This is a genomic window from Verrucomicrobiota bacterium (genome assembly GCA_037139415.1).
In the GTDB taxonomy this organism is placed as follows: domain Bacteria; phylum Verrucomicrobiota; class Verrucomicrobiia; order Limisphaerales; family Fontisphaeraceae; genus JBAXGN01.
Map to the genome: position 1 here is coordinate 1 of JBAXGN010000142.1, position 21,726 is coordinate 21,726.

17 protein-coding genes are annotated in these 21,726 nt (G+C 58.5%); 4 read left to right on the plus strand and 13 right to left on the minus strand.

The features are described 5' to 3' along the window. Positions 1–32: 32 nt before the first annotated feature. The 5 genes from WCO56_21165 to WCO56_21185 form a co-directional block, all read right to left on the minus strand. Positions 33–1,733 (minus strand): glycoside hydrolase family 9 protein, encoded by a 1,701-nt coding sequence (locus WCO56_21165; protein MEI7732098.1) that lies wholly within the window; start codon positions 1,731–1,733, stop codon positions 33–35. Positions 1,734–1,987: 254 nt separating this feature from the next. Beyond that, positions 1,988–3,313, minus strand: a complete 1,326-nt coding sequence (locus tag WCO56_21170) for a BNR repeat-containing protein (GenBank protein ID MEI7732099.1) — start codon at positions 3,311–3,313, stop codon at positions 1,988–1,990. Positions 3,314–3,663: 350 nt separating this feature from the next. Beyond that, positions 3,664–4,770, minus strand: a complete 1,107-nt coding sequence (locus WCO56_21175; GenBank protein MEI7732100.1) for a nucleoside hydrolase — start codon at positions 4,768–4,770, stop codon at positions 3,664–3,666. 87 nt (positions 4,771–4,857) lie between these two features. Next, positions 4,858–6,165 (minus strand): FAD-dependent oxidoreductase, encoded by a 1,308-nt coding sequence (locus WCO56_21180; protein ID MEI7732101.1) that lies wholly within the window; start codon positions 6,163–6,165, stop codon positions 4,858–4,860. A 55-nt stretch (positions 6,166–6,220) separates the two neighbouring features. Next, entirely contained in the window at positions 6,221–7,459 is a 1,239-nt protein-coding gene (locus tag WCO56_21185) for a ThuA domain-containing protein (GenBank protein MEI7732102.1), read from the minus strand. A 126-nt stretch (positions 7,460–7,585) separates the two neighbouring features. Between WCO56_21185 and WCO56_21190 the strand changes: the two genes are divergently transcribed. The 4 genes from WCO56_21190 to WCO56_21205 all read left to right on the plus strand — a co-directional run bounded on the left by WCO56_21190 (position 7,586) and on the right by WCO56_21205 (position 13,791). Then, on the plus strand, positions 7,586–8,719 hold the full coding sequence (locus WCO56_21190; GenBank protein MEI7732103.1) for a XylR family transcriptional regulator: 1,134 nt from the start codon (positions 7,586–7,588) through the stop codon (positions 8,717–8,719). A gap of 117 nt (positions 8,720–8,836) precedes the next feature. Beyond that, positions 8,837–10,186: an acetylxylan esterase gene (locus WCO56_21195; protein ID MEI7732104.1), complete on the plus strand. Its 1,350-nt coding sequence runs from the start codon at positions 8,837–8,839 to the stop codon at positions 10,184–10,186. Between the two features lie 8 nt (positions 10,187–10,194). Beyond that, a complete protein-coding gene (locus tag WCO56_21200) occupies positions 10,195–13,047 on the plus strand; it encodes a family 43 glycosylhydrolase (protein ID MEI7732105.1) in 2,853 nt (950 codons plus the stop codon). Positions 13,048–13,377: 330 nt separating this feature from the next. Continuing rightward, positions 13,378–13,791, plus strand: coding sequence for a hypothetical protein (locus tag WCO56_21205; GenBank protein MEI7732106.1), 414 nt, complete (start codon positions 13,378–13,380; stop codon positions 13,789–13,791). Positions 13,792–13,817: 26 nt separating this feature from the next. Here the strand turns inward: WCO56_21205 and WCO56_21210 are convergent, their stop codons facing one another. From WCO56_21210 to WCO56_21245, 8 genes are all read right to left on the minus strand, one after another. Beyond that, entirely contained in the window at positions 13,818–14,486 is a 669-nt protein-coding gene (locus WCO56_21210) for a serine/threonine-protein kinase (GenBank protein ID MEI7732107.1), read from the minus strand. A gap of 48 nt (positions 14,487–14,534) precedes the next feature. Then, positions 14,535–15,299, minus strand: coding sequence for a sigma-70 family RNA polymerase sigma factor (locus WCO56_21215; protein MEI7732108.1), 765 nt, complete (start codon positions 15,297–15,299; stop codon positions 14,535–14,537). 253 nt (positions 15,300–15,552) lie between these two features. Then, complete coding sequence (locus tag WCO56_21220; protein ID MEI7732109.1) at positions 15,553–16,344, minus strand: hypothetical protein; 792 nt, start codon at positions 16,342–16,344, stop codon at positions 15,553–15,555. A gap of 19 nt (positions 16,345–16,363) precedes the next feature. After that, positions 16,364–16,978, minus strand: a complete 615-nt coding sequence (locus WCO56_21225) for a hypothetical protein (protein MEI7732110.1) — start codon at positions 16,976–16,978, stop codon at positions 16,364–16,366. 1 nt (position 16,979) lies between these two features. Then, positions 16,980–17,984: an acyl-CoA thioester hydrolase/BAAT C-terminal domain-containing protein gene (locus WCO56_21230; GenBank protein ID MEI7732111.1), complete on the minus strand. Its 1,005-nt coding sequence runs from the start codon at positions 17,982–17,984 to the stop codon at positions 16,980–16,982. Positions 17,985–18,019: 35 nt separating this feature from the next. Then, complete coding sequence (locus WCO56_21235; protein ID MEI7732112.1) at positions 18,020–18,397, minus strand: hypothetical protein; 378 nt, start codon at positions 18,395–18,397, stop codon at positions 18,020–18,022. Between the two features lie 84 nt (positions 18,398–18,481). Continuing rightward, positions 18,482–18,952 (minus strand): hypothetical protein, encoded by a 471-nt coding sequence (locus tag WCO56_21240; protein ID MEI7732113.1) that lies wholly within the window; start codon positions 18,950–18,952, stop codon positions 18,482–18,484. Between the two features lie 43 nt (positions 18,953–18,995). Beyond that, positions 18,996–21,647 carry a hypothetical protein gene (locus WCO56_21245; GenBank protein ID MEI7732114.1) on the minus strand — a complete coding sequence of 884 codons (2,652 nt, stop codon included), beginning with the start codon at positions 21,645–21,647 and terminating at the stop codon, positions 18,996–18,998. Positions 21,648–21,726 lie beyond the last annotated feature (79 nt).

Genomic DNA, 21,726 nt, shown 5'->3' on the forward strand with positions numbered 1-21,726 from the left:
AAATTGACAGAGCACGGCGAAAAAGGCAACTTTTATTTGCGGATAAGCACTAAATCATACCATGGCTCATCCGCTGATGGCGGATAATCCATGGGACGTGTGATTCCATTGGCAACGGCACCGGGCACTGTTCCGGCCATGTGGTCCAATCCCCAACTGTGAAGCCACTGCGGCGGATTGTAACTTCCGCAGCCTTCCATCATACAGAGATTCAGTTTGTTCAGACCCAAAACCCAGTCCATCTGCCGATCCGCCAAGCGCCGGGCTGCCGGATCATTCAACAGTTGTGCCGCCTGATACAACGCCCAGGCATCCGACAAATACTGGCTGTTCTGGCCCCACACATAATAACTCCGTTTGGCTCCATTTGCAGGCTTGAAACGCGGACAAAAAAATACGCCCTTTGCAAACGGCACAATCCCGAACGGGCTGTTCGAAAGCTCCTTGATGCCCGCCGTCCATTTCTGCAAAACGGCCAGGGCGATTTTTTCGGTCCTGGTTTTCGGAGCCTTTTTGCAATACAACGCCAGCGCTGCGGCGGGCACTCCCTGTAGCACCATCCGCGAATATCCATCCGTCGGCCACAAACCGTCGGGGCCCTGTTCAGCCTGAAGAATGTTTACAAGCCGCCTGGCCGATTCCGCGTAGCGCGATTCGCCCGTCAAACATTCCAGCTCGATATCAGCCAGCAATAAATCGGCCACGCGACGAACATAGCGACCCTTCACATCCTGCCCCAAATCGGCCGTATGCTGACCTTCCCAGCCGTTCCAGATTTCTTCCGTGTCTTCATCCAGATGTTCCGCCGCACCGCGCCAGAGATCAACTGCCGCATCACGGAAATCTGTTCGTCCGGTTTCATTCGCCAGCGCAGCCAGCGCCGCGGCGACCATGCCACTGTAACTTTCACTCCGCAACGTTCGGTCATCTTTGGTGTCGATCAAATTATCCGTCGTCAGGTCCGGCCGGAGTCTGTGGTCATATCCAAACCACACATCCTGATAAACTTTTCCTTTACCCGGTTGCCACATCTTCCGCAAAAACTCGCCGCCCCACAAAGCCTCGGCACGAACTTTTTTCCGGCCCGCATCGGACAAGCTCGTATTCCGGTTTCGTGCCAGCTCATTCAATGCATAAACCGACCGACAGGTGATCATCGTGTACTTGTTCCAGTCGCCCGCATCATGCCAGCCACCGGACGTATCCAGATGAACGCGGACACCGTTGTTGGTCTGCACCGCGTCATCCAGGTGACACGCCTCGTGCCAGCCCTCAACACGATCGCCGCAACGTTGCAGGCAGAACCAATGCACCGCCATCATCGCCGTTTCCCGGAACATGACATCGTCTCCGATCAGAAATGGAAACGATTGATGAGTGCCGTTCTCCGTTTTCACTTCGACCACAAACCGGCCCGGCGCCTGTAATCCGCTGAAATCGCTCGTCCAACAATTGACGCCCCACAATAAACCTGCCGGCTGCGCCGCACCGGTAAAAACTGATTGTTGCGCTGCATCCAAAACGCGGAACGTCACCTGTGTGCATGATTGATTTGTCGGTGTTTGAAAAACAAATGATTTCGGCGCGCGGAAATCATAGCCCACCTGATTCACCAGCACGGTCGCATTGGTTATCGGTTTAGCCGCATAACGCGCGACCGTTGAGGTGGTCTCCGAAAGGACCGGGACCAGACTGAGCAACAAAAAGGCAATGGTATGGCTGAATATTTTCATGGCATCTTTCCTGGGTAGTTACGATGTTAAACTGGTAGGAAATTGCTTTCGGGAACGCTACCGCCACCCCGCGACTCGGCGCAAAGCGGTTAAATCGATTTTTTTCGAGAATTGTTTAAGCTTTTTCATTTTTTAATTTGAAACTGATAAGAATTTGGTTGTTTTTAGCCATCGCATCCCCTGCCGCCGCACTGGCCGCGATGTGTTTAATTAAGCTGTTAACAGTCATTGTCATAGTTTGCCGTACGACGCCATCACTGATTCCCCGCAGACTGAAAATCGACGATGTGAAGGGGACTCGGGTTTCCGGGCGTGTCTGGTGCCTCCTGCGCATAGACGGAGAGAATTTCCGCCTTATTCCACCGGCCGTTGTCAGTGAGCGGCTCGCCCACGAATTGCCGCTCCGATTCCCAAACGGTCGTCCAATCGCTCCAGCCGGACGCTTCCGAGGCGGCGGAAATTTTCAGCACTCCCGCGGCGACCTTTTGGTGGTAGTTGAGGTCATGGCCCTGACAGTAAATCACGAAGATATTTCCATTTTTTCCAACGACCACCTGCGGCTTGCGCCCGTAAAAAGGCAGCAGTTGCCGATGCCATTTTCCAGCGGAATCGTGCCAATAGTGACAATAGCGCCAGGCGTTCAAATCCTTGCTCGGCTGCGCAGCGTCCGGCGGATTCTGCCAGCGGATCACATGCACCCGGCCTTTCGCATCTACAAACTGGGTCGTCACGTTCATCAATCCCCATTCCATGGGGATTGGCGCGACGACGATACCAGGAGTCTCCAACGCTATCGTCCGGCTGGCAAGCGGATCGCTTCCGAGCACGGCTATCTGATCCCCGGCATTGTTCCGCCATGTCCGGCCAGCGTCTTCGCTGTAGGCGTAGCAGAGATCGTGATTGGAGCGCAGCTCATAATTTTCACGCCAGCACCACGTGACATGCAGCCGGGAATCGGGTCCGTAGCGGAGCATATCCGGATACGCGCACCGGGAACGATCACCCTGATATTCTCCCGCTCTGGAGAAAAGCATGCCCAACACTTTCCATTCACCCCGGTCGCCGCTGTACTCCGCCAGATACCAATCGCCGTCTCCCGACGCGCCCAGCCGATAGAGGAACTGGAGTTCGCCTCCGGGCGCACTGAAAAATTGGGGATACGTGACCCGCGTAATGGGCCGGCCTATCTCCAATTCGTCCGTCGTCTGTCCAAAATTTTCCGCCTTCCATTCCATGGTGTCCGGCCGGGAGGCCAACCCGCGAACGGAACGACGATAGTGCAGCGGGTGCTCATGATGATCATAGGAGAGGTGGACGGTACCATCGCCGGAACAAATCCCGATGACGGCGACGTTGTGTACGTCCTTATGATCCTTGATCCGGTAGTCCGTGAAACGGATGACACTCCAGTTTCCATCCGGAAGCTTTCGCCGCGCGGCGCACAATATTCCCCCGTTGCCAAAATACGCGGCATACTGCCAGCCCAGATGTGTGACGACCGCTTCTTGCTGGAAAGTCTGTCCGTTAATGCCAATGCCCCAGGGACCGCTCGTGAAGGTGTGAGCAAAACGATCGACCACGGAATCGCTCAGCAGGTTTAATGTCGGCGGCTTCCCGGCTACAGGTGGGTCGAGTCTCGCGGACGGCGCGTCCTTCGCGGGAAGAAGCGGATTCGCCAGAACCAGAACGGCAAATAGATGAACTGATAGGAAACTGTTTTTTTAGCCATCGTACTCCCTCCTGCCGGAGTGGTCGCGACGCGGTTAGTTCTGTTTTTCATATTGAAGGTTTTCAAAAATCCCACTCCGCTCAGAGCTTGGGAGATGGGAGTTTGTATAGCCGCTGTTATCTTCATATGTTTGCTGGGTTTGGTGGCCATCCTGCCTCAGCGTTAACCGACGCTAAAAGGCGAATTTTACACCCAACCCAATTATGGGCTCTTGCGTGGCGGCTGGATCATTAGACCTTCAATGGTCTGTTCGATATACTGGTCATTGGGTTTGCCATTGACTCGCTTTTTCAAGAGGTAGCCCTGGTTACAGGCGGCCCCCTCTTTCCACTCAAAAGTCATATCAGGTTGCAGATCCATGCTGCCCGTGGTGTGGGCATCCCAATAGTCACCCAATCCGCGCACCGCATAGAGTACTGTCGTGGGATCGGCAACATGCCGATCTTTGGCTTTGCCCCCAAAGTACAATTCATAAGCGAATCGGACGGGATTATTCTCCGGTGTTTCCACCAAACGCGCGCCCGCCTTAAGCCCGCTTGGAACCGACCCGATTTCACGACCGACAAACATTACCCGGGCAGGCCAATGCTTGATGACGTAGTAAGTCGCCTCTTTATCCACCACAAAATTGGTGTTCCCGAGTTTCAGGTCATCACGCGCAGGGGTGCCCAAAAAATTTCCACCCATGCAGGCCCACTGGCGAACTTTCCGGCGCACCAATTCCATACCACTGGGCCGATTGCCCTTGGCCGACTGTTTCAATAGGGCTGACAGATTACTTAAATAGCCGACCGTCAATATTACCACACTATTATCCTCGGCCTGATCCAGTACCCGACAGTAAAGTTCGACGGCGTCCTCGGCATCCTCACTTTGGCGCAACGCATGAGGAAACTTGTCAGCCACCAGGCGGGTATATTTTGATTCCCGCAATGGGGCGTTGAATTTGGGTGCGCCCACGGGAATATTTGTCCGTCCGTAATACGTGTTTAAGGCAGAAATAGTCAACGGCGCCCAGGCATTACGGCCACAAGTCACGGTAGCAAGAATTTCAACTTCCCCTTTATCGGCCAATGCATGCAGAACCGCCATCGCTCCCGCATCGTCGCAGTCGCTATCCATATCGCTGTCAAAAATGACCTTAACTGGTGCGCCAGCTAATGAGCCTTCGCCAATAACACAACCAAACACAACCAGAACCGGAACAAGCCCGGTCATGAGCACCTGCCGAAGATATTTTAAATGCATAACGATCGCTGTTTTCCCATCTCTTCTACTGTCTGTCAATGATCTGCCTTGTAGCGACATTTGTCCATTTGTCCAAATACTGATAGAAAATTGGTTATTTTGCCATCGCAGCCCCGCCTGTCGAATGGCCGCGATGCGGTTAATTATCTACGTCTGCAGGATCGCGCCATGCTGGCTCAGCAACGCGCGAATTTCGGCGATGGGAACCTGCAAAGGCGACACCTGTTTGCGGCAAGCCAGGGCCGCCGCTGCCCCCGCCGCCTGACCCATGGCCATGCAGGAAGCCTGCACGCGCAATGCCGAGTTGGCCGCCCGATCACTGCTGATGCTGCGGCCGGCCACCATGAGGTTTTGGCTCCCTTTGGGCACCAGGGCCCGCAAGGGAATCGTGGGCACCACGCCCCGCTTCAACGGTTGCGGTTCCACCCCTTCGCGATCATGGACGTCAATGGGATAAAAAGAGTATCCCACGGCATCGTCGAAAACGCGGCCGGATTCATAATCCTGCCGCGTGATGAGCACCTCACCGATAATGCGATAGGTTTCACGCACGGCGGTTTCCGGTTGCATTTTCAACACCTTGACTCCGGCACCGCCCGGCAGCGTGCGAATAAAGCGCAGTAAACGAAGGATCGAAGTGCGCCCGGCAATGTTGGCTTGCGTCATCGTAGCAGAGGTCGAGCTATCCGCGCCAAAGATGTGCTGCAAGTTTGAACCACCGGCTTTCAGAAAATCCATGAATGGACGGTTGGCATAGCAATAATCGCCTTCTTTTAAGATCCCATCACGCAAGGCTTGCTGGTAGCGCTTTTCGATCTCCTTCGCGTCGAGCTTGGCGGTTTCATACCCTCCCAACACAAAGCGTAAAGTGCCGGGTTGCATTTCGGTTTCCCGCAAGCGCGGCAGACCAATCAGGCCGACGATGTCAGCGCCGCCCGTGCAATCAATAAGCTGTCGGCAGTGGATCGTCCGCCGCAAACCCTTGCCAACGGTCGCAACCTCCCAGCCGCCCGCGGCGCTGCGCACGGACAACGGCAACTCATAATAAGCGAGTGTGACGCCCGTGCCAATACATGCTTCTTCGGCCACCGCCGCGTAAAGCGGGCCATTCACCCCTACGGGAGTCCCGCCACTGGATGGAATTCGTGAAAAATCTGGCAGCTTGGCCCCGTCCAATTCCACCGCGCGACTGATCAGTTCCCAACCAATCCCAGCGATGACTTGCCTGCCCCACGCGTGAAACAACTGCACTGCCGTCACGCCACCCGTGGTCGTGGCACCGCCCAGTTGGCTGCCCATCTCGACCAGCATCGTTCGCGCACCAGCGCGCGCGGCTTGAATTGCGGCAACCGTGCCTGCGGTTCCACCGCCAATCACTAAAACATCCACCTTGACATCGGGCGACTCCAAGTGCGACTCCGAGGCTGCGCGCAGCCAAGTTGGTAAAGTGGCCACGCTTATTACTCCAACGAGCTTAATTGCACTGCGTCGTTTTATCTTCATGTGAACCTCAAGATTGATTAATTTTTAGAGCTAGGTAAACCATTTGTTTGGACGTGTCATTGTTGACCCCGATGCCGATATGGGGTCCGCCGGGGATAAACCAAGGTGTCAGGTGGGCAAACCACCGCAAGTCAGGACGGGATGGGATGAGCAGTGCGCCAACGTCCACCTGCACCACGGTTCCCTCTGGCGTGCGTATTGTTCCGGTAGCCGTTGCTTCCTTTGCAGGGGCGAGTCCTCCGATGGTCGAGCCGCCCCCACCGTCAGCACGGAGGGTGTCGTCCGCCTTCAGGTCGCCGATAGCGTACTGGATGCCCGCCAGATTCAGCTTGAGCATGGACGCACTCCAGAAGATCTCGTCGTTGTTGCCGAAGCAGTTGACGAACACCCGCCCCTTCCCCTCGTGGCGGACCCACACCACCGGGTTCAAGCCATCGGTGCGGAATCCCCGTGGCTTGCCATTTTCATCCTTGGCGGTTGTGGGATCGGACATGTCCATGCTCACCAGCACGCGAACGTTCTTGCGGCCGGTCCTGGTGTCAAACTGGAATATGGCGTCCTTCATCGAGAATCCGTCGGGATTCAGATGGGCGGTGATGGAGTGCTTGGGTTCCTCTATTTTAAAGCGCCAGGCGAGATAGTGACCCCAGGGATGCCCGGCGGAACAGCCGCCGATCATGTTCCGCAAGTCGTTGAAATCGTCGGAGCCAAAGTTGTCCACCGCCGAATGCAAGGCGACAATGCCCTTGCCGTTGCGCACAAAATTGAGCAGGTCTTCGCGCGGGGCACCCTCGGGGAACACCATATTTTGGCAATTGTTGAGGACGATGGCGTCGTAGGCAGCCAGTTTGGCGGCCTCGAACACACTGTAATCATAGCTGATGTCGGTGCTCCAGGCCTTGGTCTTCTCGCCTAGGATGGTCAGAGCCTTTTCCGCCACCGAGATGGAATGGTGGGTGAAGTTCTCGCAACGGCCAAAGACCAGGATCTTGCGTGGTTTCTCGGGTTTGGCAAGGGGCTCATTCGGGCAGGCCGCCGTCATTTTGGTGACCATTTCGGGGGTGACCTTGGTCAGCTCGGGGAGCATGATTCCCGGTATCTTCGGCTCCTCCTCGGCAGCCGCAGCCATACCGCTGGCAAGCGTCAGCAGAATGAGGAAGCTGCGGGAAAGTGTTGAATACTTATTCCCCAAGCCCTCACGAGGCGTAGGTTGTTCCGTTCGTCCGCTATTGACAGTGTTTTGCATGCCCATATCCTAAGTGAAGCGACTTGGGAGTTTGCGCACGGTCATTTGTGATTTTGCGCACCCTCGGTAAAGTTGGTCTCTGGCATGCGCAGGGAAACCGTCCCGCGTCGCGAATAGGTGAGTTTTATGAGTTCATCGCCGGAACACATTGCGGTATTAATCGAAACGTCGAGCGCGTACGGACGCGGTTTGATCCGCGGGATTGCCGAATACGTGCAGAGCCAGACCGCGTGGTCGCTGCGCTTGGAGGAAACTGGACCGATCAAGTCGGTTCCGGCGTGGATACGAGTCTGGCGCGGCCACGGCATTATCGCGCGCCTTGAGACGCCGGGCATTGCCCGTTCCCTCCTGGCCAAAGGGGTTCCGCTCGTGAATGTTTCCGGGCGCACCTCCCCTCCGGGCGTGCCCCATGTGGACCTGGACAACGGCGCGGTTTGCAAAATGGCCGTGGATTATTTTGTGCAGCGAGGTTTCCGGCATTTCGCTTACAGCGGCAATCCGCGCTTTCAGTGGTCTCGCTGGCGGCGTGAACAGTTCGCACGCGAGGTGGCTGCCGCAGCCGGAAGCTGCGATCTGTTCGATTGCGAAGACACCACAAAGGATGATCAGCGGTTGCAGGCTTGGCTCAAAACGCTGCCTAAACCGGTGGCCGTTTTGGCGTGCAATGACCGGCATGGTTGTGCCGTGCTGGAAGCCTGCCAGCGGATCGGTTTGACGGTGCCGCAAGAAGTCGCGGTGCTGGGCGTGGATAATGACGAAATCCTTTGCACCCTCGCCCGGCCCCAGCTTTCAAGCATCGTGCCCGATCCTCAGGGCATCGGTTACATGGCCGCCCAGACGCTGCATGAATTGCTCCAGGGGCGCAGAACACACACGATGGAACGTTGGGTTCGACCCCTGATGGTTGCCAGCCGGCAGTCCACCGATGCTTCCGTTGTGAGCGACTGGCACGTCAGCCAGTCCCTCCGCATCATCCAGGGCCAGGCCGTGCATGATCTTCACGTGGATGACCTCGCGGCCCAGGTTCAAACCTCGCGGCGCTACCTGGAGGAACGTTTTCGCGCGGTGCTGGGCTGTTCCATTCATGATGAAATCTTCCGCGTGCGAATGGCCACCGCCCAGCGGTTATTGAGCACCACCTCGCTCCCATTGAAGGACGTCGCCGCGCGATCCGGCTTTCGGCGGGCCGACTATCTCAGTGTGGTGTTCCGGGAAAAGCTCGGAGTTTCACCCAGCGAGTATCGCGCACGCAATCAGTGATACTTGCCTCGCTTCGCGCCACCTCCCGGGCATGCCTTGCCTTCTGCGCAGCCTTGCGTTACTGTCCACGCTCGCATGTGCAAACACCACATACCTTTCGTCGCCATAGCTTTGCTTATGGCTCCTTCGGTCTCCACCCGGGGTTCGCCGGCTCCTCAGGAGGCGGGCATCCCGATCCGCAGTAACTCGGTCGGCAAGCGCGTCGGTTCAAAAGGCAGCGCCATCGCGCCCAACGGCAATATTTATCCCGCCAGTACCAATTACGTCCTTTCGCTCAGCGCCGATCGGCTGGACGCGACTTACAAACAGGGCGAAACCGTCACGTTCACCATCACCCTGTTGCTCGACCATCAGCCTGTGAAGGACGCCGCGGTGAACTGGACCCTCTCCAAGGACGGTGCTCCACCCGCGACGAGCGGCACTGCGAAATTCACCGGCGCCAGCGCAACCATCACGGGCAAGCTCGACGAACCAGGCTTCCTGCAGTGCCGCGCTTCGTTTGCCGGGCCGGACAAGCTTGTCCGCATCGCTCTTGGCGGTGCGGCGATTGACCCTCGCCAGATCAAAGCAAGTCTGCCGGCCCCCGCCGACTTTGACGAGTTCTGGACCGTGCAGAAGCAAAAACTCGCAGCCATCCCACTGAACGCCAGCCTGAAGGCAGAGAAGTCGCCGGTGCCGGGTGTCGAGTGCTTCGACGTCAGCGCCGATTGCGACGGGGCGCCGCTGCGCGGCTACCTCGCACGGCCCACGGGTGCGAAGCCGAAGAGCCTGCCGACTATCCTCTTGGTCCACGGCGCGGGCGTGCGCAGTTCCAACCTCGGCGGTTCGGCGGATTGGGCCAGACAAGGTTTTTTGGCGATGGATATGAACGCCCATGGTTTGCCCAACGGCCAGCCCGACGAGTTCTACCAGAACCTCACCAACGGGCGACTGAAGAACTACAGCCAACAAGGGCGTGAATCGCGCGAGGCGGTTTATTTTCGCGGCATGTTCCTGCGCCTGGTGCGCGCGATTGACTTCCTGACCGCGCAACCCGAGTGGGACGGCCGCACCGTCGTTGTCCATGGCAGCAGCCAGGGCGGCTGGCAGGCAATTGCCGCCGCTGGCCTCGACTCGCGCGTGACCTTCTTCGCGGCGGGTGTACCCGCAGGATGCGACCACACCGGTGTGGTCGCCAACCGCGTCAACGGATGGCCCCAATTCCTCGCCAAGCCGCCGGCGAAACCCGATTCCAAGATTCTCGAGGCTGTCCGCTACTACGACGCGGTGAACTTCGCCACGCGCATCAAAGCCGCCGGCATTGTGACCGTCGGCTTCATTGACACCACCTGTCCGCCCACTAGCGTTTATGCCGCCTACAACGCTTTGCCCGGAAAAAAGGAGATCTTTAACGACGTCCCATCGGGTCACGCGCTCTCACCCAAGGCAGCCTCGGCGATGCGCGAGGCCATTGCGGCCGTCAAATAAGCTCACTCATGAAACCCACCGGCACACTTCTCGCCGTCCTGTTGTTGGCGGGGCTTGCCCCAACCGGCCGCCTTTCCGCCGCAGACCCGTGGCAGCCGGCCCCCGGTCCGCTAATGACCCGCTGGGCGAAGGACGTTTCGCCGACGAATGCGCTGCCGGAGTACCCGCGCCCACAGATGGTGCGCGAGCGTTGGCAGAATCTCAACGGCCTTTGGGATTACGCCATCACAGCGAAGGCCGACGAGCGCCCGCCCGCGGCCTACGACGGAAAGATTCTCGTGCCATATCCGGTTGAGTCGGCGTTGTCCGGGGTGATGAGGGCCTTGCAGTCCGAGCAGAGGTTCTGGTACCGGCGCACCTTCGACGTGCCTTCGGCGTGGCTCGACGGACGCATCAAGCTCCACTTCGGCGCGGTCAACTGGATTTCCGAAGTGTGGATCGACGGCAAATCCATCGGCCGCCATCTTGGCGGTTACGATGGCTTCACGTTCGATTTGAATCTTAAGAATATCCTCACCAAGGCCGGCCCCCACGAAATCGTGGTCGGCGTGAATAATCCCGTGGACAAAGGCTGGCAGGCGCGCGGCAAACAAGTGCTGAAACCCGGCGGCGCCAATTACACGGCCAGCTCCGGCATCTGGCAGACGGTGTGGCTGGAGCCGGTTCCAAAATCTGCGGTGGACAACCTCACGCTCGTTCCCGATCTGACGGCCGGGTCGCTGGCCATCACGGTGGACGGACGGCTCGTGCCGACCGCGCCGCTCAAGGTCGTGGCCACGGCCTATGACGGCGCCAACCCGGTTGCCTCGGTCGAAGGCGTGATCGGCTCCGAATTCGCGCTTCCTTACGTGACCGACAACCTTGTCAAATTCTACAAGGCCACCCTGGCCTGGACCTCGACCCACCTCACGCTCGCCATTCCCAACCCTAAGGCGTGGTCGCCGGTGTCGCCGTTTTTGTATAACCTCAAAATCGAGCTGAAGGACGCGTCCGGCCAGGTGGTGGACACGGTGACGAGTTATTTTGGCGTGCGCGACGTGGCGCTGGTCAAGGATGAAAAAGGACGGCAGCGCATATTTATCAACGGCCAGCCCGTCGTGCTGTTGGGCGCGCTCGATCAAGGCTACTGGCCGGACGGCATCTACACCGCGCCGACCGACGCCGCGTTGCGATTCGATCTCGAGGCCGCCAAACGGCTAGGCTTTAACGCGCTGCGCAAACACGTGAAGGCCGAGCCCGCGCGCTGGTATTATTGGGCGGACAAACTCGGCGTGCTCGTGATGCAGGACATGCCGAGCAGCAGCTCCGGCGATCCCTACACGGACCTGCCGTCCTCGCCCGAGGCCAGCGAACAGCTCTGGAGCGAGTTCCAACAGATTATCTCCGAGCGGATCAACCACCCGTCGATCATCATCTGGTGTCCCTTCAACGAAGGCTGGGGCCAGCACGACACGCGGCGTTTCGCCGCTAGCGTGAAGCAACTCGACCCCTCGCGTCTTGTCTCCGAGGCCAGCGGGTTTCCCTGGCATGGCGGCGGCGACATCGCCGACCAGCACGGCGGTTGGGCGGGCGCGCACAATCTGCAGGCTGGTCTAAACACCGAGACTTGCGGTTTCGGTCTCACCGTGCCCGGTCACGATTGGCCGGGCAAACACTGGTCCACTGGCACCTACGACCCCGCCACCAGCAAGCAAACGACCGGCAAATACGAGCAGCTCTACCCCCTCGATGCCGCCTCGCGAAAATGGTATACCGACGAGCTGGTCAAATTCTACGGCGACAACGTGAGGGACGGTTCCAGAATCGGCACGTCGGGCAACTTCAAGTGCCAGCTCATCGATGTCGAAACCGAGGCCAACGGATTGCTCAGTTACGACCGCGCGGTGTGGAAGGTCGATCCCGACGCGATCCGCAACGCCACCCATCCTGGTGCCTCCGATGTGCGCTGGTCCAATCCGCTGCCGTTCCAATACACCGAAGGCCAGACCGCCCCACGCTCCGAAGTACGCGATCCGTGCATCATTCGCGAAGACGACACTTACTACCTCATCTTTACCATGCACCCGTTCCGCAACCGCGAGGAGAAGTTTCTGAACGAGCCGAACCAAGGAGGTTCGCCCGGTATCGCGCTTTACTCATCGAAAGATTTGAAGTCGTGGAAATTCGAGAATTGGCTCGTGAAGGCATCGGAGTTGACGGAAAGCTGTCCCCACAAAAACCGCTTCTGGGCTCCGGAGATTCACAAGATTGGCGGCAAGTTTTATCTCATCTTCACGGCCGACAACTGGCTCAAGAACGAATACAACCCCGCTGGCACGTGGGGCACGGCGGGCTACGCGTTCGTCGGCGTTGCCGACAAGATCACCGGTCCCTACGAGCACATCACGTGGCTTCGCGGCGCCGGCTGCGACACGACGCTGTTCGGCGACACCGACGGCAAGACTTACGCCTTCATCTCGCGCGGCAACATTGACGTGCAGGAGATTGACCTGAACACAATGAAGCTTGTGGGCCAACCCAAGCGCATCCTCACCGCCGACAACTCCGACATCGGCGTCCCCGCCAAGCCGGATTACCTCGAAGGCCCGTGGGTGGAAAAGATCGGCGCAAGGTATTGCCTCTTCTATGCCGAAATCTACAAGGACAAGAAGTTCCCCGCCTGGCTCGGCTACTGGACCGGTGTCGCGTATGCCGACTCACCGCTCGGTCCGTGGAAAAAAGACCCGCGCGGCAAACTTTTTCTCGGCGGCCATCTCGCTGTCTTCGACGGTCCTGACCACCGTAAATGGTTTTCCTACCGGGGCGAAAGCAACGACGCCGCGCACGGCAAACTCTGCATCGCCCCGGTCAACCTGGAATAGCCATGGCCCACTTTGTCCGCTTGGCCTGGTGGAGCATGAAACTCTCATGCCGGAAAGGATCGGGGGAAACGGGATCCCTGCGCCGAAACGCAGCGCGGTAGTTCCTGACTTCCAGCTCAACAAAACCACCTTTTATGTCACCCAGCGTCCCTATACGCTCAAGCCGGTACGGGGCACCTTGTTCCTGTGCTTTAACGCCCGGCAGCAAGTCGATTTGCGCGACTGGCGGCGCGCGGAGGTCGTGCAGGCGCAGCAACAGTTGCAGGCCGGCAAAACGATTAAAAGCGGCTTGGAAAAGTATTTTGACCGGCGCGGCAAACTCAGGCCCAGGTGCTGGCGCAAGCCGAGGAGTTTGATGGTTACTCCTGTATTTTCTCCACCCACCCCTTGCCCAAAGCGCAACTGGTGCATCACTACTTTGACAAGGATCTCGTGGAAAAAGCCTTTCGCGCCCTCAAAGGCGTGATCAAACTGCAACCGCTTCGCCACTGGTTGGCCCAGCGCGTCATCGCCCATGTCTTTATCTGTTATCTGGCCTATCTCTTGCTGGCCTTGCTGAAGTTCCGCCTTAAAGATTTAGCGCTCTCCCCCGAAGCGGCGCTGGAGGAACTGAGTACGATGTACAAGGTCTACCTGCGCGATCCCAAAAACGTCTTCAAAATCTCGCGCGTTGTCACCCTCACCAAAAAACAGGAAACCATTCTCAAGACCATTGACCCCAAACTTTTGACCTCAGAAAATTGATGTAGTGAGTATTTTTGACCTGGAATTCAGGTTGAACTCGCGGGCGGGACGCCCGCGCCACTCATGATCTTGGCGACGCCGAAGTCGGCAATCATCACGCGCCCAGTCTTGTCCAGCAGCAGGTTCTCCGGCTTGATGTCGCGGTGGACGATGCCGTGCTCGTGGGCGTATTGCAGCGCCTCGCACACCGGCGGCACGATAGCCAGCGCCTGCTCGGGGGTGAACCGGGCGGTTTTCATGGCCTGCCGCAGGTTCACGCCGTCCACAAACTCCATCAGCAGGTAGTAGAACCCGCCCGCCTGGCCGAAATCATGAATGGTGACGATATTGGGGTGATTCAGCGCGGCGAGCGCCTTTGCCTCGCGTGTAAATCGTTCGGCGAACTGCGGGTCGCCCACACGCTCAGGGGCGAGGAGCTTGAGCGCAACGAGACGGTTGAGACTTTTCTGCCGCGCCTTATAGACTACCCCCATGCCGCCGCGCCCCAGGCATTCGAGAATATCAAGCTGGGGGAAGTGCGGGGCGAGTTCGGTCAGCGCGAGCGTCTGTTGTGGCGAAGAGGAATCGGAGTTCGTCTGGGTCGGCACCATCGCCTCCGCCATCAGACAACGGGGGCACAAACCATCGGTCATGGCGGCCGGCAGGGCCACGCCACACTTGGGGCAGGAGTTTAATGACTTTGTTGACTCGTTCATACCGGTGTCTTGACGCGCTAGGGTGGTTTGGTTACCAGGATTTTTCCATTAATTCCCCAAGGCGGCGAACAAGGCGCGCATCTCGGCCTCGACCAGGCCGGGATCAGCAAGCGTACCAGCAACTTCCGCCTTCAGCAACTGGCGGAAGCGCCGTTTCAACCGATGGACCGCGACTTTCAGCGCGTTCGCGTTCATGCCGCAACGCGCGGCCAACACGGTCTGGTCGCCGTGTGCCGCCTCGCCGGTGAGCCACGGTTTGATTTGCTCAAAAAAATCCGCGCGCCCTTCAGCGCCACATTCGCGCCGGAGCGCCTCCAGTGTGCGCGCCAACACAGTGAGCGCCCACTGCCGGTCGAAGGCCGCATCGGGTGACAGCGTACCGGTATCCGGTATCGCCCTGGCTTCACCGGTATCGGTATCATGTAGGGAAACCTTTTCCACGCCGCCACCGCGTTTGAGTCGGCGCATCGCCTCGCGGTGATGCGCCAGAAAGTGTTTTACCGCCCCCAGCAGATAAGAACGAAACCGGCCGTGCTCCTGCCCAGCATGGGCGATGGTTCTGCCCGCCAGCATGGAGGCGAAAAAATCATGGGTCAGGTCGCGCGCGGCATCCACGTCGCGCAATTCGCAGCGGAGAAAGGCGGCCACGGGGTCGTAGTAGGCCGCGCACAATTCCGCCAACGCGCGGTGACCTTCGGGCGAGTCGGCCTTCGCCCGGCTGACCTGTGTCCACCGCGTGGTGCGAAAAATCTCGCCGGCGGCCTCCGGCCGAGCTGGAGACGACGGCGTCAGTGGTGTTGTGTCAGTGTTCATCGGAACCCGGGCATATCATATCACGGGTACCTGACGTGTGGGAGAGGAAAGGTTACCAATTATGACACTGGAGCTGGAGAATGTTTGCATCTCATCGCCTTCCTTATGCGCGAGTGATCGCGTCCGCGAGGCCGGCCGGAAAGAAGGAGATGAGAAATGCGACAATCAACCACCACCGCGTCGCACACCGGTTCGAGCGAAGTGCGCTGCAAGGGCGGATGGTGGGCGCGCGGCATCACGGATAAAGGCGATTTCATTGTGAAAGTATTTCTTGAGCGGCCTTGGGTATTTCAATGGTCACATGGTCATAGCTATAGCGGCTTGTCGCCTTGCTGGATTGTTCAATGACCTTCCGCGTGCCTCCGGGAATGGAAACCGACGTGATTCTCTTGCTTTCTTGGATCGCCAGCAATCGGCACGAATCGGATTTGCGGATCCAGTGCTTTGCAGAATACTCCAGAACCTTGACCGTTGGCCGGGCAGATGGATTGCCCGAAAACGCTTTGGCAATTGCCTCGGTCATCCGTTCCTGGGCCAGACGCACGGCGGTGTTCCCTTGAGTTTCGATGACAATCGCCTCATCGCCATCGAGGACTTCCGCGCCCGTTACAATCCAGACCGGGGCGTTTTCCTTGGTCTCGGGAGTTTCCTTTTCGCAGACGAACAGATTACCCAAGTCTTTGGCCAGATTGGCAAAGACTCCGGCGGGAACTTGCCAGGAAGCATCGCCCATTTTCATGGCCGCCTTCTCCCCCTGCTTCAACATTATCAGTTGCTGGCCGCCGAATGTCGTGGTTTGACGAGCCAGGGTCTTGGTCAGATCCACTTCAATGGTGACAACATTGGTTTGCGGTGTTTGTGGCACACGGTTCTGGCCCACAATGGCGGTGGCGGATTGTTCGGTCGTATCCACTCGACGGAACGCCGGGACAGATATGGCACGCTCGCGAGCTTTGTCCAACAAGGCGCGGGCCGATTGCGCTGCTTGGACGGGGATGCAAAACGCAATCAGACCGAGGGCAATAAGGGGTTTAGCATGATTCATAACGAATGCGCTTTTCGTCTCATTTTGAGGTTGGCGGCTTGGGTGTGCCCGGCTGGATGAGTTTTGTTGCGGGCGCGTTCGAGGCGGCGGGCGCGGGGGCTTGACGCAACGGCAAAACAAAGGACGCTCCACGAAAAACAGGCGCGAGCGTGTCATCGGCGGCCGAGTTCGTGCCGGACTTCACCGCGGCGCGATGCAAATCATCCAGCCGACAAATGGAGTTCTTGCAGGTGCTGGCGGAACTCCGGCCTGGGACTTGGGAGAGCAGCCGGTTGACCCGCTCCGCGCCCTCGCCGCTGGCCGGATAACTCTCGTGGTAAACCTTCACCGACAGCAGCCACCGGTCGCGGGCCGTGCGCGTCGTTTCCTTGGGCGGTGATTCTTCATCCCACAGCGACAGTGAGGAGACCACCTCGTCGATTCCGTTTTCCAACGCGCGAATGGCTTTTTCGGGTTCATTCAGCCGAAGATGCGCCAACGCGACGGTATCCCGTGCCGCCCAGCTCGCCATCTCGACCTCCTTGGGTGGAATCATCCACCGCGTATAGGCATACCAGCACCAGCAGGCCATGCCGATTGCGCCGAGCCCGAAACTCGCCAAGGCCACGATCACGATTAACAGCTTACTTTTCATATTATCTTTCGGTCATTGTGAATTTGCGGAAATAGATCACAGCTTGGGTGTGCCCGGCTGGATGAGTTTGGTTGCGGGCGCATTTGTGGCGGCAGGAGCCGCCGGCGCAGCGGCGTGCTGCGCGAGTTTCCCGGAAAGTTTGTCGAGGAAGGCCAGCATCTTGGTTGCCCTCGCGCGTGCCGCCCAACATGTAATACTCGTTCAGCGTGTGGCCGGCGTCGGCATACTTGAGATGCTCATAGTGGTGCGTGAAAGTTTTCGCCTTTAGTCTGGCGCAGATCACATCGCTCATTTCCTCGGAAGGCCAAAGAAGATCGTCATGACCGGATGCGAGCAGGATGGGGCCGTTGATCTTCTCCACCAAAATCGCGGCTTTCCCCACCGCATCCGTCTGCTTGAGCGACTGCGCGTAGAACTTGTAAATCGCGCGCGGATCACCGGCGGCAAAACCCGCTCTGTAGTCATACGGCACAATAGGCAACGGTTTGCCGCCGCTGCTCCAGCTTGATTTCGGATCCGGCGGCCACCATTGCTTCGGCATGCCGTCCCAGACCACGGAGCTGGGCGCGAGCGCGATGACGCCCTTGATCTCCGGCTTGCGCGACGCCAGCAACAAGGCGAGTTCGGCGCCTTTCGAACAGCCGAAGACCGCGATCCCGTCGTGAGGAATGCGGTCGCTGCCTGCCATCCACGCCAAGGCCTTGTCGAAATATTCCAGCGGCACGAGTTGGAGCGTCTCCGGCAAACCTTGCTCCTTGAAATAAGCAACCGCCAACACCGGATAGCCGTGCTCCGCCAAGAATTGTGGGAGATGCAGATCCGGACGGCCACCCTCGGAACCGCCCAGGAACAGGAGCCCCGGCTTCGTCACGGGCCCGGCCTTGCAGTAGAAGTCCGCAACGAAACCTTCGCCCTTGAGATCGGTGCGCACGACTTGAGCATCGCCACTGAGGGCGCTGCCGCCAAGCAGCGCGGCGATGATAAGAGAGCAGGAAATTGGCTTCATATTTTCTCCTATGGTTTTGGTTTTGCTGAAAGCGATCACAGTTTAGATGTGCTCGGCTGGATGAGTTTAGTTGCGGGCGCGTTCGTGGCAGCCGCGTTCGGGCTGGCCTTCTCTTGTTTATCGAGAAATTCCATGAACGCAGTCGGCAGGTAGCAGGCTTCCCCTTCTTTGAGGCTATGTATGAAATTTTCCACATCCTCCGATGCGCCGGGACTGCCGAGGTAGAAAGTGCGACCGAAGTCGTCTTTGAACATGGCGTAGCAAGCGCAGGGTTCCACCATCGTCGCATGGCACGAAGGCATGGCGAGAACCTGCGCGTTGAATTCATACGAGTTGGGCGGCGGCGGAGTCTTGCAACTGCAAACGCATAACAACGCCATCGAGCATAGCATGATGATGTGAGTTTTCTTCATGGCAACCGGTCTTTCTGTTGTTTGGATTTGCGGAAGAGGATTACGGCTTGGGTGTGCCCGGCTGGATGAGTTTGGTTGCGGTATCTAGTTCGCATCCCGCTTTTTCACGCCTTGCTTTTGCAGCGAGGCGATGTAGGCATTCAGTGCGATTTCCGGCGAGCTTCCCTCGTGGGAGAAGAAGACGATGGTCTGCGCGCCTTTCATCCTGATGGCTTCGATGGTGATGCGGTGGCCGTCGGCGTCCTTGAACTCCGACTTGCTGCGAGACAGCACGACCTCCTTGGCCGGGCCGGGATCGCCCGCTTTACCCACGCTCCATGACTGGCCACCGCCTCCATAACTCGGATCGTAATTCTTGCCATTGCTATCCTTGGACCAGTGCACCAGCGCATCATGTGTTTCCCATGCGGCTCGGCCGAGGACCTCGTTCGGGGCGGTCGTCGAGAGGGCATCTGCGCCGTAAACCGTGAATGTGCCCTTGTCACGCACGGCACCCATATGCGCGCAGCCGCAGGTGAGGACGAGTGCGGTGAGGATAATGAGTAGTCTATTCATTTTATTCTCCTGTGGGTTGGTTGTTTTGATTTGCGGAAAAGGATCATGGCTTGGGTGTTCCTGGCTGGATACGCGCACGCAGTTGTGCGGCCTCCTGCTCAAGCGACTGGCGTTTCGATTCGAGTTCCACCATCACAGGCTGGGTCGGCCTGTATTTCTTCCCCTCGTTGTCGAGGGCGGCCTGTGTCTCCAACAGTTCGCCGAGGACCTTCTCCAACCGCTGCTGCGCGACGTTCAGTTCGATGGCGGGCAGTGCGTCGGCGCTGGCGGCGGACTTCGCGTTCGAGGCGCGCGCCGCGATTTGCTCGCGAAGGCGCGTGGCTTCGTTTTCGAGATACTTGAGTTTCCCCTCCGCCTTGTCGCGCCACGCCTTTTCTTGTTCTTGCGTCAGCCCGCTCTCTGTCGGTCCCAGTTCGTATTGCCTCCGCGCTTCCTGAATTTCCGTCAGCACTTTTTCCAACCGCTGCTGCGCGACTTTCATCTCAATGGCGGGCAGCGGGTCGGCGATGACGGGGGGCTTCGGCGTTTCTTCTGGCTTTGCCGATCTTCCGGTCGTGAGCGAAAGCCCGAGTGCCGTCGCGACTTCGCACGGGAAAATGTAAGGCCCGTAGTAATCAAGTATGCTCGCGCCCACATCGTCCCATTGAACGTAGAATGCCGTGCCGCCAAATTGATGGAGCACCTGTCCTAGAGGAATGGACTCGGTCGCCGATTTCTCCGCAGGAAGGATGGCAATGGATGCCACGTCGGCACGCTGGCGGTAGCTGCTGCCCGACGTCTCATCATGCTCGAACAGCGCGGCAGGATAGTCGGTCGTGACCGGCCCCTTTTTCAGCAGCGCCTCGATATGCGCGACCTGCTCCTTCGTGACCGAGATTTTCGCACCGACCGGCACCGTGGGTGCGCTGGCAGATTTCGGAGCACTGGCTTGCACCAGCTTGTAGCGAATGTTCACGCCGCGACCGTCGGCGTCGGCCAGTCCGCGAAGCTGATAGAAGCCGACGAGGCCATTCCGCGTGCGAAAAACTTGAACGCCGCCCAAGCCGTCACGATAGCCGCATTCGCCCATGATGCTCGGACCGGTGGGCTCGGAATTCAGCTTCTCCATCTTCGTCAACTGCGGAACGGCGCAGTCGGGAAGAATCGTGTCCCATTCCTTCGGCTGGCCGGCCCAGCCCGTCCGCATGTTTAAAGAAAGCACATAGTAGGCTTTCTTGTCGAAATAGAACAGCAGGTCCACGTTCTCGTCTTGCATCCACCGCCGCAACTCTGGCGTGAATCCAATCTTCGCCGGGTCTTTGAAATGACCGGTCACCGCCACCGGCGGTTGGAACGGGAAGTTGTTCTCGAACCGGAACGCGACGACGCCATCGGAATTGGCGTCCGTTGCGGCAATCATGCGCTCGGCTTGCAGGCCGAAGACGGCGGCGGGCGCGGGCTTGACGGCGGCGGCGTTTGTCGCACTTTTCTGGACGAGTTCACGGAGTCGCGCGGCTTCTTCCTCGTCGGCCTTCAGTTGCGATTCGAGTTCTTTCGCCTCGGCCTTTCGCTCCTCGTCGGTCAGGCCGGGCTTTGATGGCAGCGCCGCCTGTTTGATTTTTGTTTCCTGCAAGTCGGCCAGCGTTCGCTCCAGATAGTTTTGCAGCGCCACGCCGGGTTCTTTCACCTCAATGGTGACGGGAGCGGTCTCCAAGGTGCCTTTCCAATCCAGCGGCTCGTTTCCGTCGAGGGAGACCCGGAAGCGCAAGGTGTATCGGCCCGGCTTGGCCTTGGCATGAAACGTCGGACCATACCAGCGCGCTTTACCCGGCAGGAAACTCAGCCCGCCGCTGGCAAGAACCACGGTTTTGCCAGGCACCAGCATTTCACGCTTCGTGAAGGTATAGGACAGGTCAAAACCGCGCTCCACTTCCACGGGTTTGCCCTGCTCGTCCGTCAGGATGCATTCATCGTCCTGCCGATAATTGAGGCTGGCTATGGTGAATGTATCTTTCGAAACATTGCGGATGTGAAAATGAACTTGGAACGGATCATCCGGTGTCACTTCGGCGGCGGCTTGCAGACCATTCGTCACCGGGCCGAACACCAGTGGCGCGGCGGGCTTGGCGACGGTTACGGCCTTCGTCGCGCCGCCCTGCACCAGCTTGTAGCGCAGCTTCACGCCGTTGTCAGTGAAGGCGATGACTTGCAGGATACCCTTACCGCCTTCGCGGGTCTGAAAAGCGTAGGTAGCGGGCTGGTTCGTGCCCGGTTCCAGAAGCACGTGTGGCCGGGCCATGGAATCAATGGAGCGGACGGCTTCCGCCCATTGTGCCGGACTCATCCTGTCCGAGTCCGTGTTGGTCAACGCCTTCACCTTCATGCCGAATGCCGTCAGCGACGAAGCATCGAACCGGGCGTCCATGCCCTGCTGTTCCATCCAAGCGACGAGAATGGCAACGCCTTCAGGCATACCGGCAAACATCCCGTCGTTGGCTTTCTTGAGTTTGAATTCGGGCGTCTGCAACTGTTTGCCAGAATCGAAATCAATAGCTTCCTCGTTTTGCACCACGCGCTCGATCACCGGGCCGAAGGCGGTTCCTTGGTTGCCAGACGTTTGCTGGATGACGCCCGGATTCTGATCCGAGATCACCTGTTTCAGGATGACACCAAACGCGGCTGCCGACAGAATGATCAAACCAAGTAGCAGCAACACCCTTTGCGATCGATTTAGGACTAAGTGCTTATCCGTAAATAAAAGTTGCCTTTTTCGCCGTGCTCTGTCAATTTCTGTT

What these genes read in the sequence shown, in the direction of transcription:
- WCO56_21220 (MEI7732109.1), bottom strand. Translation starts at nt 16,344, where the DNA reads ATGAATCATGCTAAACCCCTTATTGCCCTCGGTCTGATTGCGTTTTGC.
- WCO56_21175 (MEI7732100.1), bottom strand. Translation starts at nt 4,770, where the DNA reads ATGTCGCTACAAGGCAGATCATTGACAGACAGTAGAAGAGATGGGAAA.
- WCO56_21165 (MEI7732098.1), bottom strand. Translation starts at nt 1,733, where the DNA reads ATGAAAATATTCAGCCATACCATTGCCTTTTTGTTGCTCAGTCTGGTC.
- WCO56_21210 (MEI7732107.1), bottom strand. Translation starts at nt 14,486, where the DNA reads ATGAACGAGTCAACAAAGTCATTAAACTCCTGCCCCAAGTGTGGCGTG.
- WCO56_21200 (MEI7732105.1), top strand. Translation starts at nt 10,195, where the DNA reads ATGAAACCCACCGGCACACTTCTCGCCGTCCTGTTGTTGGCGGGGCTT.
- WCO56_21235 (MEI7732112.1), bottom strand. Translation starts at nt 18,397, where the DNA reads ATGAAGAAAACTCACATCATCATGCTATGCTCGATGGCGTTGTTATGC.
- WCO56_21190 (MEI7732103.1), top strand. Translation starts at nt 7,586, where the DNA reads ATGAGTTCATCGCCGGAACACATTGCGGTATTAATCGAAACGTCGAGC.
- WCO56_21225 (MEI7732110.1), bottom strand. Translation starts at nt 16,978, where the DNA reads ATGAAAAGTAAGCTGTTAATCGTGATCGTGGCCTTGGCGAGTTTCGGG.
- WCO56_21215 (MEI7732108.1), bottom strand. Translation starts at nt 15,299, where the DNA reads ATGAACACTGACACAACACCACTGACGCCGTCGTCTCCAGCTCGGCCG.
- WCO56_21230 (MEI7732111.1), bottom strand. Translation starts at nt 17,984, where the DNA reads ATGAAGCCAATTTCCTGCTCTCTTATCATCGCCGCGCTGCTTGGCGGC.
- WCO56_21185 (MEI7732102.1), bottom strand. Translation starts at nt 7,459, where the DNA reads ATGCAAAACACTGTCAATAGCGGACGAACGGAACAACCTACGCCTCGT.
- WCO56_21240 (MEI7732113.1), bottom strand. Translation starts at nt 18,952, where the DNA reads ATGAATAGACTACTCATTATCCTCACCGCACTCGTCCTCACCTGCGGC.
- WCO56_21195 (MEI7732104.1), top strand. Translation starts at nt 8,837, where the DNA reads ATGGCTCCTTCGGTCTCCACCCGGGGTTCGCCGGCTCCTCAGGAGGCG.